Origin of the sequence: Pilosibacter sp. YYHA0881 (assembly GCF_051602715.1) — a bacterium.
In the GTDB taxonomy this organism is placed as follows: domain Bacteria; phylum Bacillota; class Clostridia; order Lachnospirales; family Lachnospiraceae; genus Alitiscatomonas; species Alitiscatomonas aceti.
This window is the reverse complement of sequence record NZ_CP175657.1, coordinates 139,048-156,489: the sequence shown is the minus strand read 5'-3', so window position 1 is coordinate 156,489 and position 17,442 is coordinate 139,048. Positions and strand designations below refer to the sequence as shown.

At 53.7% G+C, this 17,442-nt stretch carries 15 protein-coding genes; 1 reads left to right on the top strand and 14 read right to left on the bottom strand.

Annotated features, from left to right (window positions below):
• Positions 1-4: 4 nt before the first annotated feature.
• Positions 5-1,006, bottom strand: coding sequence for a TAXI family TRAP transporter solute-binding subunit (locus ACI6NM_RS00730; RefSeq protein WP_262427525.1), 1,002 nt, complete (start codon positions 1,004-1,006; stop codon positions 5-7).
• A gap of 1 nt (position 1,007) precedes the next feature.
• Positions 1,008-2,294 carry a galactokinase gene (locus ACI6NM_RS00725; RefSeq protein WP_022273689.1) on the bottom strand — a complete coding sequence of 429 codons (1,287 nt, stop codon included), beginning with the start codon at positions 2,292-2,294 and terminating at the stop codon, positions 1,008-1,010.
• A 115-nt stretch (positions 2,295-2,409) separates the two neighbouring features.
• On the opposite strand from ACI6NM_RS00725, the gene ACI6NM_RS00720 reads away from it, so the two are divergent.
• Positions 2,410-3,333 carry a tRNA modification radical SAM protein MnmL/YtqA gene (locus ACI6NM_RS00720; RefSeq protein ID WP_262427524.1) on the top strand — a complete coding sequence of 308 codons (924 nt, stop codon included), beginning with the start codon at positions 2,410-2,412 and terminating at the stop codon, positions 3,331-3,333.
• 23 nt (positions 3,334-3,356) lie between these two features.
• On the opposite strand, the gene ACI6NM_RS00715 is transcribed toward ACI6NM_RS00720, so the two are convergent.
• The 12 genes from ACI6NM_RS00715 to ACI6NM_RS00660 all read right to left on the bottom strand — a co-directional run bounded on the left by ACI6NM_RS00715 (position 3,357) and on the right by ACI6NM_RS00660 (position 17,440).
• A complete protein-coding gene (locus tag ACI6NM_RS00715; RefSeq protein WP_262427523.1) occupies positions 3,357-4,193 on the bottom strand; it encodes a DegV family protein in 837 nt (278 codons plus the stop codon).
• Between the two features lie 105 nt (positions 4,194-4,298).
• Entirely contained in the window at positions 4,299-5,264 is a 966-nt protein-coding gene (locus tag ACI6NM_RS00710; protein ID WP_262427522.1) for a CPBP family intramembrane glutamic endopeptidase, read from the bottom strand.
• A 9-nt stretch (positions 5,265-5,273) separates the two neighbouring features.
• Complete coding sequence (gene htpG, locus ACI6NM_RS00705) at positions 5,274-7,289, bottom strand: molecular chaperone HtpG (RefSeq protein WP_262427521.1); 2,016 nt, start codon at positions 7,287-7,289, stop codon at positions 5,274-5,276.
• Between the two features lie 241 nt (positions 7,290-7,530).
• Positions 7,531-9,243 carry a M3 family oligoendopeptidase gene (locus ACI6NM_RS00700; protein ID WP_215653600.1) on the bottom strand — a complete coding sequence of 571 codons (1,713 nt, stop codon included), beginning with the start codon at positions 9,241-9,243 and terminating at the stop codon, positions 7,531-7,533.
• A gap of 155 nt (positions 9,244-9,398) precedes the next feature.
• Positions 9,399-10,607, bottom strand: a complete 1,209-nt coding sequence (locus ACI6NM_RS00695; protein WP_262427520.1) for a M20 metallopeptidase family protein — start codon at positions 10,605-10,607, stop codon at positions 9,399-9,401.
• Between the two features lie 15 nt (positions 10,608-10,622).
• Positions 10,623-12,002, bottom strand: a complete 1,380-nt coding sequence (locus tag ACI6NM_RS00690) for a YfcC family protein (RefSeq protein ID WP_158359096.1) — start codon at positions 12,000-12,002, stop codon at positions 10,623-10,625.
• A gap of 89 nt (positions 12,003-12,091) precedes the next feature.
• Positions 12,092-13,042, bottom strand: coding sequence for a LysR family transcriptional regulator (locus ACI6NM_RS00685; protein ID WP_262427519.1), 951 nt, complete (start codon positions 13,040-13,042; stop codon positions 12,092-12,094).
• Positions 13,043-13,052: 10 nt separating this feature from the next.
• Complete coding sequence (locus ACI6NM_RS00680; protein WP_022273699.1) at positions 13,053-13,541, bottom strand: DUF5721 family protein; 489 nt, start codon at positions 13,539-13,541, stop codon at positions 13,053-13,055.
• On the bottom strand, positions 13,538-14,539 hold the full coding sequence (locus ACI6NM_RS00675) for a peptidylprolyl isomerase (protein ID WP_262427518.1): 1,002 nt from the start codon (positions 14,537-14,539) through the stop codon (positions 13,538-13,540). The genes ACI6NM_RS00680 and ACI6NM_RS00675 overlap by 4 nt, the downstream gene beginning before the upstream one ends.
• Positions 14,539-15,330: an HAD family hydrolase gene (locus ACI6NM_RS00670; RefSeq protein WP_262427517.1), complete on the bottom strand. Its 792-nt coding sequence runs from the start codon at positions 15,328-15,330 to the stop codon at positions 14,539-14,541. Before ACI6NM_RS00670 ends, ACI6NM_RS00675 begins: the two co-directional genes overlap by 1 nt.
• A 12-nt stretch (positions 15,331-15,342) precedes the next feature.
• On the bottom strand, positions 15,343-15,921 hold the full coding sequence (locus ACI6NM_RS00665; protein WP_334299771.1) for a Maf family protein: 579 nt from the start codon (positions 15,919-15,921) through the stop codon (positions 15,343-15,345).
• Positions 15,922-16,051: 130 nt separating this feature from the next.
• Complete coding sequence (locus ACI6NM_RS00660) at positions 16,052-17,440, bottom strand: glycine--tRNA ligase (RefSeq protein WP_022273702.1); 1,389 nt, start codon at positions 17,438-17,440, stop codon at positions 16,052-16,054.
• Positions 17,441-17,442 lie beyond the last annotated feature (2 nt).

Below are 17,442 nucleotides of genomic sequence, written 5' to 3'. Positions count from 1 at the left end.
CTGTTTAATCTATATATCCCTTTTCCTGATAATACCGTCTGGCCCCTTCGTGAAGGAGCCCAGACCCATCCTGGCATAAAAAGGATTTATCCTCCATGGCCGCCAGGCGCGGATCTCCCGCTTTTCCTATATTTTCATCCATGGCCCTGACGATCTCATAGGCCAGCCCATCCTCCATCTCCGCTCCGGCGCATAAAAACACCGGAAAGCCAAAGGTCCTCACAGGCTCCTCCTGACCCCTGTATGTTCCTGCCGGGAGCGTGAGCCTCTGGTATCCCGGATTAATCTCCAGGATCCTGTCCAGCTCCTCCTCCGTATAGGAAAGGACTGAAACCTCCATTTCCTCTGAGAGTCTGATGAAAACGTCTGCGGGAGCCTCCAGGAAGCCGTGGATCCCGTCCACGGTCCCGTCTCTTAAGATCCCTGTACTGTTTTCGATCCCCCGCTGCCAGAAATTTTCTTCCTTCACATCCATATCCAGGGCGTCAAAGGCCGCCGCAGAGACCATTCCCGTCTCCGAAAACGCCGTTCCGGCTGAAAGATTCCGGCCGTCCAGTTCATGGACGAAGGCCAGGCCCGAGTCCTTCCGGGCCAGCCACTGGGACGCCGCAGGATAACAGGCCATGAGGATGCGGAAATTCTCTTTTTTCTCTCCCTCAAAGGTCCCTTCCCCGTTCCAGGCATCATATACCACATCTCCAGATACCAGGGCCAGATCATATTTCCCCTGGCACAGGTTTTCCAGGCTCACAGGAGAGCCCTTGGACTCCTTCAGCTCCACATAGACCGTGGACTCAGAGGTATTAACTGAATCAGCCAGGGCGATGGCCTCCCTGTGAATGAGCTCCCCGTGGAGTCCTCCGGCCAGAGTCACACACTGCCGCTCTCTCTTTGCCTCCTCGTCCGGAGCGCAGCCCCAAAGCGCCAGGGCGCTTCCCAGAAGAGCCGCTGCCGCCAGAAGCCGCAATGGCCGGCCAGGTGTTCTGTTTCTTTTTCTGTATCCCATCTTATATAAAATCATTAACACACACGGCACCATAGGGACGGATGCTCATACGGTAGGCGCTTCCCTGGCCCATGGCTTTTTCTATGTATGCAATATACTCGTCTGCCAGGGCATTGGGGATCATGGCCATGATCACGCCGGCAAAACCGCCGCCGTGTACCCGGCAGGCTCCGCATCCCTTTTCCTTAAGGAACAGCTCTGTAAGGGCCAGAGCGGTGGTAATGCCCTGCTCCTCGCTTCCCGGCACATAACAGTTCTGGAGCCACTTCCAGGAGGAATTGCCTGATTCAGTGATCAGCTCCAGGAAGTCCTCAAACCGGTCCTCCTTTAAGGCGCAGACTTCCTTCTCCACCCGCTTATTTTCCTCGAAGAAATGAAGCGCCCGAAGGAGCGCCCGGTCCCCGGCCTTTTCCTTCACCTCGGTCACACGCGCGATGACCTCTTCCTCTGTGATATCGGCGCAGACCTCTTTTCCGAACACGGCAGCCACCTTTTTCATATCCGAGGGGATGGAGGAGTATTCTGCGCTGAGATCCGCATGGCCCTTTCCTGTCTGGACAATGATCAGGCTGTGGTCCTGGGCTCCGAAATCATAATCGATCTTTTCCACCACTGGCTTTAAGGGATCCTTAAAATCAATGGTGATCATGCCGCCCACGGCGCAGGCCATCTGGTCCAGCAGGCCGGAAGCTTTGTTCCAGTATTTGTTTTCCGCATATTTTCCCACATGGGCGTAGGTGACCACATCCACTTTATTCCCGTTAAAGAAGGTATTGATCATGGAGCAGATCAGCATCTCATAAGATGCAGAGGAGCTGACTCCGGCAGCGCTGATGACGTTGCTGGTGATAAAGGCGTCAAAGCCGCCGATCCTGTATCCCATCTCCTGAAAGCCCATTAACATTCCCTTGGTCAGATCGATGGTCCCCGCCATCTTTTCGCTGGGAGAAAGGTCGTCCAGGCGGATCGTAAACCTCTGGTTGTAGGTCTCGCTGATGATATGGATCTCATCGGTCCCGTTGGCTGCGGCCGCAGCCACACAGTCCAGGTTGATGCTTCCTGCCAGGACCTTTCCATGGTTGTGGTCCGTGTGGTTTCCGCTGATCTCTGTACGGCCAGCGGAGGTGAACAGATACATGTCTGTATTTTTAAAGGCCTGGACAAAGCCCTCCATTACATGGAGATACCGGTTTTTATTTTCCTTTGCATGGTCCTTTCCATACATTTTTTCCAGGAAGTCCGCGGCCTTCCCGCCGTCCAGCTGCTGTAACAGCAAATTTTTTTCCATCGATCCATCTCCTTTTTCCATATGGCTGTCATTGGTCCTTGCCAGCCAGCCTTTTCCCATTATATAATAGATACCGACATACTTGCAATAGTTTCGTGGAAAGGTTTTGTAAAACATGAACAGCTGGAACGGAAAACCCTATCATTCCCTGGATTTTCATTTAAAAGAAATGTTTGGCAGAAAAGTATATAAGCTGGCCCTGGACGGCGGCATGACCTGTCCCAACCGGGACGGCTCTGTGGGCCGGGGAGGCTGCATCTTCTGCAGTCAGGGCGGCTCCGGGGATTTTGCCGCCAAAAAGCGGCTCTCTCTCCGTGAGCAGGCGGACCTGGCAAAAAAACTGGTGGAGAAAAAGGCCGGTCCCGATGCCCTGTACATCGCCTATTTCCAGTCCTACACCAACACCTACGCCCCTCTTCCCTATCTGGAAGCCCTGTTTACAGAGGCCGTCTCCCTGCCGGAGGTCTGCGCCCTGTCCATCGGCACCCGGCCCGACTGTCTGCCGGATGAGACTGTGGCTCTCCTTTCCCGGCTGAACCAGGAAAAGCCCGTATGGGTGGAGCTGGGTCTCCAGACCATCCATGAGTCCACCGCCCGGTTCATCCGCCGCGGCTATGGGCTTCCCGTTTTTGAGGATGCCTTCCGCCGTCTGCGGGCCGCAGGCCTGACGGTCATCGTCCATGTGATCCTGGGGCTTCCAGGTGAGACCCGTGAGGATATGCTGGAAACCATCCGGTACCTGGCAGGTCTTAAGATCGACGGGATCAAGCTTCAGCTCCTCCATGTATTAAAGGGCACTGACCTGGACCGGCTGTACCGCCAGAGCGCCTTCCAGGTCCTGGAGCTTTCCCAGTATCTGGAGCTGGTGGGAGACTGTTTAAAGCTCCTTCCTCCGGAAACGGTGATCCACCGGCTCACCGGCGACGGGCCCAGATCCCTGCTGACGGCCCCCTTATGGAGCGGAAACAAACGTCTGGTGCTGAATTCCATGGCCAGGTATCTAAAAGAAAATAAAATTTATCAGGGCCAGGAGTACTGATACTCCCGGCCCTTTTCTGGCTCCTATAATGCTAAGATCACGCCTCCGTCGCTGGCGTATACGGTGGACACCCCGCAGGTATCGGTGATGACCACCTCTTTGAACTCTGCCATGGAGCAGAGCTTTTCCTTCATGAACTGGGCGCGCTCCGGGGCGTTGCAGTGGGCGATCACCAGACGCTTGTCTTTTGTGGTCCCAGCTTCCTTCACGGCGATCTCCGCCATACGCTGCAGGGCCTTCTGGATCCCCCTGGCCTGGTCCAGCTTGATGATCGTGCCGTTGTCCGCACCCATGACCGGCTTGATGTTTAACTTGGTGGCAAAAAATGCCTGGAGCCCCGTAAGGCGTCCGTTCTTTTTCAGCGTATCCAGGGATTCCAGGACAAAATACGTATTCATCCGGTCCCGGTAGGCAGCAGCCTTTTCACAGATCTCGTCAAACTCCAGGCCCTGGTCACAGAGCTCCCGGATATACATGGCGATATTTAACTGGCCGCTGGACGCAGATTTTGAATCCAGCACCAGGATATTTTTCTTCCCGTACTCCTCCTCATAAAGGGACTTCGCCAGGACCGCGCTGTTATAGCTTCCGCTTAAGGCCGCGGAAAGAGTGATCACAAACACGTTCTCTTCCTCGCAGCAGTACGCCTCCTTGAACATCTCCGGAGACGGACAGGCCGATTTCGGGCACTCCGGGTACTCCTTTACTACTTTTATAAATTCCTTCTGGTCAAAGGTCTCGTCATCCACAAAATGCCGCTCTCCCACCATCAGTGTCAGAGGGATCATGGAATAGCAGGGATCCTTTCTCATTTCCTTTGTCAGATCCAGGCAGCTGTCCCCTATAATCTTATATCTCATACCGCTTCCTCCAGCTTAAAACCGCGCCCTGCGCGATGTAGTAATCATTACTACATATTATAGGATCTCACTGCCGGAAAGTCAATCCCCCGGAAAAGCTTTTCCTCAAAACAGGTACACGATCATCTCCAGCAGGCACAGTCCCAGAAACAGAAGAAATCCCGGATTCCAGTAGACATACTTTTTCCATGGGCTCTTTTCCCCGTTATGGGCCGTCACCTGGCGGTACCAGATGGGGCCGAACCGCCAGAGGACCATGGCCCCGCCGGCTGTCATAAAAACGAGGAAGGCCAGGAATGCCATGGAATAAGGGACCGCTGCCAGGTCTCCCAGGGCCGCTGCCACCAGCTCCTGCCCGGCCACCATGACGGTGCTGAAGGAATTGATGGCCATGTGCATCAGGACCGTATAGCGGATGCTGCTGGTCCTTACGGCCACGTAGCCCAGGATCAGGCCGATGGAAGCCGCATAGAAAAACTGCAGCAGGTTTCCGTGCATGAGCCCGAAGAGCACCGCTGTGAACGCCACCGCCGTCCGGTCCCCGAACCGTCTGGCCCGTTTTAAGATCATGCCCCGGAACAGAAGCTCCTCCATGAACGGTCCCAGAAAGCAGGCGTAAATGACCATGGACGGCGTCATGTCCATCATCATCTCCGCCGCCGGGTTCATTTCCTCAATGGTCCTGCCGTTGAACGCGGAGAAAAAGGCGTTCACCAGATTGCCCAGAAGATTAAAAACGTTCCCGGTCCCCATGGCGGCGATGAGACACAGGAGAAAGGCCGCCAGGGACAGGGGCTGAAGCTTTCCCTTAAACTTTGGGATCCGGCACAAAAGGAGGGCTATAATCGGATAGGCGCCGCCGATGACGAACAGATATTTCACCAGCACAGCGGTCCAGGGAGAGTCAAAAAGCCAGGAAAACCAGCGGAAAACGCCGGTCTCCTGGCTTTTTGCCCACGTTTCAGCCAGGCCGAACAGCAGGGCCCCGGCGTACTGGTACGCCATCAGGGCCGCTGCGGAAAGTCCCAGCATGGTAAATGTGATAAAATAGTCCCGTCTTTTATATTCCATAAACGTCCTTTACTGCTCTTCCCGGGCCATGTCCATCATGATCTCGCCGCTTCTTGCAATGAACTTTGTCATGCGCTCCGGAGAGAGGCTTCCATGGGCCAGCTTGGCCAGATCGTAAAGCTGCTGGCAGATCTTTCCGGTGTTCTCTCCGTCTTTGTGGTTCAGCACGAATTTCACCAGCTGGTTATTGGCGTTTAACACCAGAGTCTCCGATACCGGGAACATGTCTGCGCCGCCGCCGTACATGCTGTACATCTTCATCATATCGGCCATTCTGCGGCTCTCCTCGGAAACGGTGATCATGGAGGCCACCGACTCATTCTTAAGCTTCTCTACCTTCACTTCCAGCTTATCGTTTCCAAGGGCCTTCTTAAAGATCTCTGAAAGGCTTTCTGCGTCCTTCTTTGCCTGCTCCTTTGCGGCCTCGTCGTCCTCTTCCTTCTCCTTAAAGGTCTCGTTGACATCCGCGTCGATCCGGAGGAATTTCACCTTCTCGTTCTTCTGCTCCAGATGGGAGATGAACGGGGAATCGATGGCATTGGGAAGGATCACCGCATCCAGGCCGGCCTCCTTGAACATGTTGATATACTGGCTCTGCTCCTTTTCATCGGTCACATAGAACACCTGGTTTTCATGGCCCTTTTCTTTATTGGCCTCCAGGCAGTCCTTTAAGGTCAGATATTTGCCGTCCAGGTTTTTAAAGATGATATAATCGTTCATCTTTTCTGCAAACTTCTCATCCTTTAAGCAGCCGAATTTAATGAAGGGATTGATATCATCCCAGTATTTCTCATAATTCTCCCGGTCGGTCTTGCACATGCCGGAAAGCTTGTCTGCCACCTTCTTTGTGATGTAATCGGAGATCTTTTTCACAAAGCCGTCGTTCTGTAAGGCGCTTCTGGATACGTTCAGGGGCAGATCCGGACAGTCGATGACGCCCTTTAACAGCATCAGGAACTCCGGGATCACCTCTTTGATATTATCGGCGATGAACACCTGGTTGTTATACAGCTTGATCTTTCCCTCGATGCTCTCGTACTCCATATTGATCTTGGGGAAGTACAGGATCCCCTTTAAGTTGAAGGGGTAGTCCATGTTCAGGTGGATCCAGAATAAGGGCTCCTTGAAGTCCATGAATACCTTGCGGTAAAATTCCTTGTATTCCTCCTCTGTGCACTCGTTGGGATGCTTGTTCCACAGGGGATGGGTATCGTTGATGGGCTCTGGCCGTCTTAAGATCTTATATTTTTCTCTTGCAGGGGAAACCTCCACAGTCTCCTTTGTACCGTCCTCGTTCTCCTTTTCCTCGGTCTTTGCCTCCTCCACGATGGTCTCGATCACTGTGTCCTTATCGGTCAGCTCATCCTTTTCGATGGTATCGTACTGGGGCTCTGCCGTCTCGTCTGCCACGTAGATCTCCACCGGCATGAAGGCGCAGTATTTTTCCAGGACCTCTCTGGCCCGGTACTCGTTGGCAAACTCCGTGCTGTCGTCGTTTAAATAAAGGGTGATGGTGGTTCCGGCTTCTGTTTTGTCCCCATCGGTCATCTCATACTCCGTGCCGCCTTCGGACTCCCAGTGGACCGCCCTGGCGTCTGCCTTATAGGATAAGGTATCGATGGTCACGCGGTCTGCCACCATGAACGCAGAATAAAAGCCCAGTCCGAAATGACCGATGATCTGGTCCTCGTTGGCCTTGTCCTTGTATTTATTTAAGAAGTCCTGGGCTCCGGAAAAGGCGATCTGGTTGATATATTCCTCCACCTCGTCCTCGGTCATTCCCAGACCGTTATCGGAGACCTGGATGGTCTTTTCCTTGGGGTTTACGGTAACGGACACCTTATATTCCACCCCGTCCGGCTCCTCGTACTCGCCCATCAGCGCCAGCTTTTTCAGCTTTGTGATGGCGTCGCAGCCGTTGCTCACCAGTTCTCTGTAAAAAATGTCATGGTCTGAGTACAGCCACTTTTTGATAATGGGGAAAATGTTCTCGCTGTTAATGGATAAACTTCCGCTCTTTGCCATAAAAAATCCACTCCTTCGATATTTCTGCTGTTCTGAATGTATGTCTCCGTCAGACGACGGCTATTTTTCCTGCAACAATGGATATTGTAATACCTTTGGATGGAAATGTCAACAAAATTTTAGCACTCGAGTGAAGTGAGTGCTAGCAAAGCGATCGCTCCGGGGGGCCAATCGAAAAAACGCCGCCCGAAGCCAGGATACGTTCCCGGCACCGGGCGGCATAAACCGCAGATCTCTTTTATTATACCTCCAGCTCCTCAAGGACAGCCTTCAGGGCTTCCTTTACGGAACCTTCCTTTAATACATTGTGAAGCCCGCTGTACTCTAAGAGCTTAAAGTAGCCCATGGAGCCTCCCGCCTGGCACAGCTTATAATAATCTGCCCATGCGGCCTTCCGGTCTGCCTTCATCTTGGTATAGAACTCGAAGGCGCCGATCTGGGCCATGGCGTAGTCCACATAATAAAAGGGATACAGGAAAATGTGCTGCTTCTGCATCCAGAATCCGCCGCCTGTAAGGAAGGCGTTTCCGTCATAATCCCTCCAGGGCATATAAACCTTTTCCAGCTCACTCCATACGGCTCTCCGCTCCATGGCCGTCATCTCCGGCTTTTCAAATACCCGGTGCTGGAATTCATCCACGCAGACCATATACGGGATCTTCATCAGCGCATCGGCCAAGTGCTCCTTCCGGTACTGCTCCGCCTTATCTCCAAAGAAGCTTTCCATCCACGGATAGGTCCACAGCTCCATGCCCATGGAGTGGATCTCATTGATCTCGCTGGTGCTGTGGCAGAGCTCCGGGGTCTTCTGGAATTTATCCGCCGTAAAGCCAGCAAAGGCATGGCCGGCCTCATGGGTCAGCACGTTCACATCCGCCTGGGTCCCGTTGAAGTTGGAGAAGATAAAGGGCGCATGGTACAGGGGAAGGGAGGTGCAGTAGCCGCCGACCCGTTTTCCTTTTTTGGTCTCCAGGTCAAACAGCTCGTGCTCCACCATAAAATCAAAGAATTCCCCGCTTTCCGGAGACAGCTCCCGGTACATTTCCTGGGCCTTTTTCACCATATAGTCCCGGTCTCCCACAGGAACCGGATTTCCCTGGGGACTGGAAATGGATTCGTCATAATAATGAAGGGTATCCACGCCCAGGGCCTTTCTCTGACGCTCATATAGCTTCACACAGGCGGGGACGATCACCTCCTGCACCTGGCGGCGGAATACCTTCAGATCCTCTGCGTTGTAATCGTATCTGCGGCGTTTATAATATCCCATGGGGATGAAGCTCTCAAAGCCCAGCTTCTGTGCCATTCCGGCTCTGAGCTGTACCAGACCGTCATAGATCTCATCGATCTTTGGTGAGATCCCTTCAAACAGACGGGCCCAGGCCTCAAACGCTTCCTTCCGCTCCTGGCGGTCTGTGCTCTGCATATGCTTTAAAAGGCCGTAGGTGCTGCACATTTCCCCCCGGAATTCCACAGACGCACCGGCCACAGTTTTGGAATACAGGTTGGCTAACTCTGCTTCCTTTACCATATCGTCCACTACGGCCTCGCTGGAAAGGAGCTGTCCCACTTCCATATTCTGGATCAAGATGGAACCGAATTCTTCCTCCATATCCTTCTTAAAGGGAGAATTTAAGATCACCGTTCCCATTTCCTTTACCAGGATCTCGTATTTCGGCATCCATGCGTGGAAATATCCCATCTCTGCCTCATAAAATTCATCCATCATATTGATGGTGTTCCGGATATGGGCCAGCTGTCTGGCTGTGGAGACCTGGATATCCGTATTCACATAATCCATGTACGCCGCTTTAAACTCCCCAAAGTCTGCGGCATTTTTCAGAGCCTCTGTGACTGCTCTCATGTCTCCCAGGACCTTTTCCATATCCGGACGGACATACTGAAGTTCAGAAAATTTTTCCATAGTTTCTGCTTCCCCTTTCTTTTTTCCCATATGAAACCTCCCTGCCAGGAGTTTTCTGTCTTTATTTTACTACAAAGACGGAGTTTCTGCAATCTGGGAGAGAAAGATTTCTGCCGGATTCCGCTCTCTTTCCAGCAGATGGGACGCTTTTTCCTACGAAAAAAAGAGGCCCGCAGGCCCCTTTTTTATTTCAGATATTCTGCCGCCACAAAAGCCATGGCTCTGGTGCAGAGCTTGATGTAACGCTCGTCCACCTGGAAACCGGGATTGTGCATGGGCGCATCCCCTCCCGTTCCCACAAAGATCATACAGGACGGTGCCTCCTGGGCAAAGAACCCGAAGTCCTCGGCTCCCAGCATGGGATCCAGGTCTGTGATCAGCCACCCCTCCGGACGGCCGTCTCCCATGTTCTCATAAAGCCGGTCCGCATTGCTGCGAAAGGCCTGCTCCACGGTCTTTGTAAACTCCACATCGTTGTAGACTGCCGGATATCCGGCCCGGAAGGCGATGTCACAGGTTCCTCCCATGGATTCTGTGATCCCCTTTGCCAGGGTCTCGATCTGATGGCGCATCACGTCCCTGGATTCCCTGGATACGTTCCTCATCATCACGCCCAGGACTGCCTGGTCTGCAATGATGTTGGGCGCCGAACCGCCGTGGATGGTCCCCACGTTCAGTGTGGCCTGGGCCATGGGCGAAAGGTTTCTGGACGCGATCCCGTGAAGGGCGGACACCACTGCCGACGCAATGTAAATGGCATCCACGCCTTCCTCCGGCATGGAGGAGTGGGCTGCCCGGCCATGGATCGTCAGCGTATAGCCGTCCGAATAGGAGGACAGGTACTTCTGCTTTAAGTAAATGAGACCGCTGGTCCCGTTTTTCACATGAAGGGCAAAGCAGGCGTCCGGCTTTTCCTCCATCAGTCCTGCCTTTATCATCTCACGGCCGCCGCCGCCGTTTTCCTCTGCCGGCTGGAACACCAGCTTTACCTTTCCGTTCCAGCGCTCTCTGGTGCGGAAAAGAAGCTCTCCCACGGCCAGGAGATTGGCCGTATGGACGTCGTGGCCGCAGGCGTGCATGACCCCGGGGACCTGGGAGCCAAAGGGAAGCCCTGTTTTTTCCTGGATCGGAAGGGCATCCATATCGGCTCTCAGCATCAGGAACTTACCCGGGCGTCCGCTGTCAATGACAGCGATGATCCCCGGCTCCTGGGGGCTCTTTTCATAAGGGATCCCAATGCGGTCCAGCTCCCGCATCACCAGCCGGCTCGTTTTAAATTCCTGGAAGGACAGCTCCGGGCACTGATGGATCTCATGGCGCAGACGGAGGGTCTGCTCCTCCAGCTCTTCCGACAGGCGGACCAGCTCTTCCTGTAAGGTTTCGTTATATTCCATATTTCCGGCCTCCTCTTAAAATCCGATGGCAGTTCCGATGAAGATGGAAGCGACCATGATCACAAACAGGATTGCATAGCAGGGCACCAGGAACTTCATCCACCGCTTAAAGTCCACACCGGCCATGGCAAGACATGCCATAAGGTTTACGTTGGTGGGCAGGAACAGGTTCGTAAAGCCGTCTCCATACTGGAGGGTGAGCACTGCCATCTGGCGGGTAACGCCCACCACATCGGCTAAGGGAGCCATGATCGGCATGGCAACTACGGTCTGGCCGGAGCCGGAGCCGATGAATACGTTAATGAACGCATTTGCAATGAACATTCCCACAGCCGCCATAGCGCTGCTTAAATGGCTTAAGGGGATGGAGATGTAATAAACGATGGAGTCCAGGACTCCCGCCTGGTTTAAAATAATGCTCATAATGGAGGCCAGGACCATGAATACCATAACGCCGCACATGGACTGGGTTCCCTTTACGAAGTTTTTCATGGTATCGTCCAGGCTGTATCCGGCCAGGATCCCTTCCACAAAGGCAACGGGAAGCATAATGGAGCCTAACTGGGTCATGCCCAGGCCCAGGGTCGGGCCGCCGGCGGCAAAAAAGATAAATGCGCCGAAGAAGATCGCCAGGATCGCCATTTCACGGCCGGAAAGAGGCTTATATGTATTTTCATACTCTCCGCTCTCCACATCTTCCTCTCCGCCGAAATCCGCCTCGTATATGGCTGTATTTTTCTGGCAGCGCTTTGCCCACCATACCAGGTATGCGGAAACCACCGCCACATTGAGGATCGTTACGATGGTCCGGAGACCTGCGCCAGAATAAGGAACCAGGCCGGCGATCTCCTGTCCCATAACGCCTGTGAGGGGATTGATGGGGGAGGACATGAAGCCGGTGAAGGAGCCCAGGATCACAAGGCCAACGGCAAAGGTCCGGTCTGCCCGGAGCTTTCTGGCGATCAGAAGTCCCAGGGGAACGAACAGGATCACCGTGGAGATCATGGAGCCCACACAGCCTAAAAGGGCCGTGGCAAATACATAGATCGGAATGATCGCCAGGGCCTTATCCTTCAGCCGGTGGATCAGATTCCCCAGGGCCCGGTCCAGGACTCCTGTGGAGTTGACGATCCCCATCATGCCGCCCATGATGATCAGTGTTACGAACAGCTTTCCGAAGGAGGAATATACCGTATCTCCCACGGCCAGGATCACATCCACCGGGTTCAGATACGTTTTTTCCACCACCTCATAGGTGCCTGGAACTGCCATCTTTCCATCTCTCTGGTACGCTCCCGACGGGATCACAAACGACAGGATGTACACAGCCAGGTTTACGATGAGGATGATCTTCCACATGCTCATGGACTCTTTTTTCTTTTTGTCTGCCTGCATAAGTCTTTCTCCTTTTTTAGTAATATTTTATGATTATTTTATCTTCTTCCGTCATTTTTAACAAACAACGTTTTTGTCGCATGGCACAACTAAAAGAATCCATTCCAAAGAGATTCCTCTTCTCCGCATATTTTCTGTGAACACTTCACAAAGTCCATGGCTGCCTTTGTGATGTAGCTGCTCTTCAGATGAAGGACGGCCCCCAACAGTGTGACATCCGGATATCTCCATCTGAAAAATACCATCCCCCTTCTCTGCTCCGCCGTCAGATGGTCCAGATAGCCGGCAGGGACCAGCGTTGCCCCGATGCCCTCGGCACAGCACTCCAGCACCGTAAGGACGCTCTGGGATATGACGAAGATCTTCGGATCGAAGCCATCCTCCCTGCAATACCGGTCAAACTGCTCCCCCATCCACGTATCTGCATCCATCCGCACAAAGGGACAGCCGGAAAAAGGACGCAGCGAGACGATCCCCTCTTCTTTAAAGCCTCGGATCTCCTCCGGAGACAAGCATTCCGCTGCCATGGGCTCCGGCACAGCCAGGACGGTCTCCTCCCGGGACAGCCGGTGGGACACCAGGGCCGGATCGTCCTCCATATGATAACCAAACATCAGATCCAGCTTTCCAAGCTTTAGATCCGCAACACAGCCCGCCAGGTTCTTTTCCTTCACGGTCACGCAGATCTCCGGATGAAGCCCTGAAAACTCCTTCATGATCCGCGGGATCAGGATGCTGCTGCGGAAATAGGAGACGCCCACCACCAGATTCCGGCTTTCCTGCCCCAGAACCGCGTCCAGCTCTGCCCGCATCTGCCGCTCATTGTCCAGGATCCGGCAGACGTGCCGGTACATACACTCTCCGGCCGGCGTAAGGCTCATGGGCGTTTCCCGGTTGAACAGCCGGGTATTATACTCCTTTTCCATTTTGTCGATCTGCTTGCTGAGGGCCTGCTGGGTCATAAAAAGCTTTCTGGCCGCCTTTGTGAAGTTTAACTCCTCCGCCGCTGCTGCAAAATATCTGTAATTATCAAAATTCAACTGCCGCCTCCTAACAGGTAAACGCGATCCCGCTTCTTTTTAAAAACTGCTTTACGCTCTCATCCCATTCCCGCTCCAGGGTCCGGTCCATGGTGAAAACGTTCATGGATGTGCCCGTAACACAGGTCATTTCCTGGTTTTCATACTGGATGTTGATATAGAGGCCGCCTGCCTGCTCCGGCAGGATCCCCGGAGCATGGGCCTGTACGAACCGGCTCCTGGCCTCCTCCGACAGGCAGAGGACGATGCGGAAGGTCTCCGGCAGACGCTTTCCCCGGATCAGGGAAAAGCATACGGGCTTTATGGTCCTCCAGGAGGAAAACTCACCGATCTTCCCCTGCTCCTCTCCTGTATAGTAGCCCCGGCGCACCCGGCCGTCGATGGTGAACCGGTTGAAGGTGACGATGTCCGCCTCCCTTAAAAGAAATTGATCGAACAGCTCTCCGATAAAAAGCCCCGAGGTAAATTTCTTCTGTTCCTCGATCCGCAATGCGATCATACCTGTTCCTCCCCGGCACATACCGTCTCAAAGATCTCAAAAAAATCCGCCGTCACAGCCGGGCTCCCAGTGACCGTAAGCCCCTGCCACAGCTCCTCGTCCCCGGTCAGGGGGTGCTCCGCCTGGAACGCCTGGTAGGAGCTGTAAAAGGCAGCGCTTCTCTTTTCCCGTATCATCTGCTCCTTGCGGACTCTGGTGGCAGCCTCATCGTAATCGTTTTCGCACCTCAGGATGTAATATTTCCCTCCGTCCTCCACCACCGGGCTCACCTCTCCGGATGCCATGGAAAAGGCCGTCTTTTCATACTCCTCTCCCATGAGGCCGTACCAGAGCTGTTTTTTTATCTCCGGATCCTCTGAATATTCCTTGGCTGCGGCAAAAAAATCCATTCCCTCCTCCTGGATCTTTGAACGGATCTCTTCTGCCCGGGTCCTGTCGGAAACCTGGATCTGGGCCACGGAGATCACCTTGGCCTCGCTGTCGCTGACCTCCAGGTTCATATCCCCTGTAATGGTCTCCACCAACTTTTCCGCCGTCCAGTAATCCGTATACAAGGCCTCCGCTTTTTCCTCTGTCAGCCCGAACTCCTCTGCCTGGACAGAGCCCAGATCGTCCATATACTGGCCGGCCGCTGTTTTGGCCAGCTCCTTTTCCCGGCTGGAAAGGGTGATCTCCTTCTCCCGGGCCATGAGGCTCATGACCTTCAGCTCCTTTAAAAAATCATGGATCTGGCCTGTGAGGACCGTCTCAAAGGCCGTTCCGCCGCCGTCCACTTCTGCGGTCCAGATCTCCTCTGAATATACGTTTTCGTAGCGGAGCCGCTCCGTGGTCAGGATCACCATGGTCTCCGCCTTTCCGTATTCCTTTTCTCCTTTTCCGGAATACAGCGTTTCCACTGCGCCGCAGCCCCCTAAGCATACGGCTGCCGCCATGGCCGCCATGGAGACAGCTGCCCGGCATATCCACGCGCTTTTCCGTTTTTTCATCTTCTTTTCCATTATTTCCGCTCCACCAACAGCTTTAATATCTTCAACGGCCCCTGGTTTCCATTGGAATCCGCCAGAAATCTGGCGGCGGCCCGGGTCTCCGGCCGTCCATTGGCCACTGCAAAGCTGTAATACGCCTGGTTTAACATCTCGATATCATTTAACTGGTCGCCAAAGACCATGGTCTCTTCGGGACGGATCATGAGGCTTTCCTGGAGAAGCTTCACTGCCGCACCCTTACTGACTCCCGGATCCATGGTATCCAGCCACTGCTCTCCCGCCAGGGTCACTTTAAGCTTCGTTCCGTATTTTTCCTTAAACCCGTCCGCCCGGCTTCCCAGGCCCTCCATACGGCAGCCGGCGATCTTCACAATGGGCTCAGCAAGGGTCCTCAGATCCTCCAGCTCCTTTAAACGGAAATGATATCCGTTTAACATCCACTGGAGAAACTCCGGATTCCTGGAATCCGTATAGGCGCAGTCCGCACAGTCCACTAAAACGTCCAGACCGGCGGCTTTCATATCGGCGATCACGTCCATAGCCAGCTCCTGCTTATACCGGGTCAGAAAAAGCTCCCTGCCATAGCAGCCCAGATACGCCCCGTTATCCCCGATGTAAAAGATCTTATCCTTTATTGGATCAAAAATATATTCAATGCTGGCTGAATGACGGCCACTGGCAGCCGCAAAATAGATCCCCTGGCTCTTAAGCTTCAGGATCACCTCGTAAAGCTCCGGGTCCAGCCGGCTTCCCCCATCCTCTGTGAGGGTCCCGTCTATGTCTGATACGATCAGTCTGATCATCTTCGGCACTCCTTAAATTCCGTTTAATTCCTTCAGTTCCTGATACAGCCTGCTCACAGGAAGTCCCATGACATTGGCATAGGAGCCCTTAAGCCCCTTGATATACCTGGCAAAAAAGCCCTGGACGCCGTAGGCCCCGGCCTTGTCCATGGGTTCCTCGGACATGGCGTACTGGAAGATCTCCTCCTCTGTCAGAGGATACACCTCCACATCGGTCTTGTCGAAAAAGACCCTGGAACAGTCGTTTCCGTCTTCTCCCTTAAGGATCACACAGACGCCAGTGTACACCTGGTGGACCCGGCCGGACAGCATCCCGATCATCTCACGGGCCTCTTCGTGGGTCTTTGGCTTTCCCAGGATCTTCCCGTCTATGGCCACCACCGTGTCGGAGCCGATGACAGTCTCCCCGGCCTTCCTTCCGGCTGCCACATCGGCCGCCTTCTGGGACGCCAGCTCCATGACCACCTCCGATGGCACGCTGGAGGTGACCCGTTCCACCACGTGGCTCACCACGATCTCCGGCTGGATCCCGATCTGCAAAAGCAGCTCCTTCCTTCTGGGAGACGCAGATGCCAGAACTACATTCTTTATTTCCATTTTCTGCTTCCTTTCTAAGAAAAGAGGCTGCCAACTGCTAAAAAGCCTTCAGCCGCCTCTTTTCCTCTACGGATCCTCCAGGTCCAGGATGCCCGAAAAGCATTTCTGAGCCCTGCTTCCGTATTTAGAATTCAAATTTTTCTTCCAGATATGCCTTTAACTCTGCAATGGGTACCCGTACCTGCTCCATAGTATCCCGGTCGCGGACCGTAACGGCTCCGTCGGTTTCAGAATCAAAGTCATAGGTCACGCAGAACGGAGTTCCGATCTCGTCCTGTCTTCTGTAACGTTTTCCGATGTTTCCTCTGTCGTCAAACTCACAGTTATAATATTTGGAAAGCTCTGCGTACACCTTCTCTGCGCCCTCGTTGAGCTTTTTGGATAAGGGCAGCACGCCCACCTTCACCGGAGCGATGGCCGGATGGAAGTGGAGAACGGTCCTTACGTCGCCTTCGCCGATCTCTTCCTCATCATATGCGGAGCATAAGAAGGCCAGCGTCACACGATCAGCTCCCAGAGACGGCTCGATCACATATGGAATATATTTCTCACTGCTCTCGTCGTCAAAATACGTCATATCCTGACCGGAGGTGTTCTGGTGCTGGGTCAGGTCATAGTCGGTACGGTCTGCAATGCCCCAGAGCTCGCCCCAGCCGAAGGGGAATAAAAATTCCAGGTCTGTGGTGGCCTTGCTGTAAAAGCAGAGCTCCTCTGCGGAATGGTCCCGGGCTCTCAGCTCGTCGTCTTTAATGCCTAAATTCCGCAGCCAGTCGATACAGAACTGCTTCCAGTAGGAGAACCACTCCAGATCCGTTCCCGGCTTACAGAAAAATTCCAGCTCCATCTGCTCAAACTCTCTGGTACGGAAGGTGAAGTTTCCGGGAGTGATCTCGTTACGGAAGGACTTACCGATCTGGCCGATACCAAAGGGAAGCTTCTTTCTGGAGGTTCTCTGGACGTTCTTGAAGTTCACGAAAATACCCTGTGCCGTTTCCGGACGGAGATATACCGTATTCTTGGCGTCCTCGGTCACGCCCTGGAAGGTCTTGAACATTAAGTTAAACTGGCGGATATCGGTGAAATCGTGCTTTCCGCAGCTGGGACAGCAGATGTTGTTGTCGTCGATATACTTCTTCATCTCTTCCTGGGTCCAGCCGTCGATCCCTGTCTCCGGCTCAATGCCCTTTTCTGCCATATAGTCCTCGATCAGCTTATCGGCGCGGAAACGCTCCTTACATGCCTTACAGTCCATAAGGGGGTCGGAGAAGCCTCCCAGATGGCCGGAAGCCACCCATGTCTGGGAGTTCATTAAGATGGCGCAGTCCACACCCACGTTATAGGGGCTTTCCTGGATGAATTTTTTCCACCAGGCCCGCTTTACATTGTTCTTAAGCTCTACGCCCAGGTTGCCGTAATCCCATGTATTGGCAAGGCCTCCGTAAATCTCGGATCCCGGGTAAACAAAGCCTCTGGATTTCGCAAGCGCTACGATCTTTTCCATTGTCTTTTCCATAT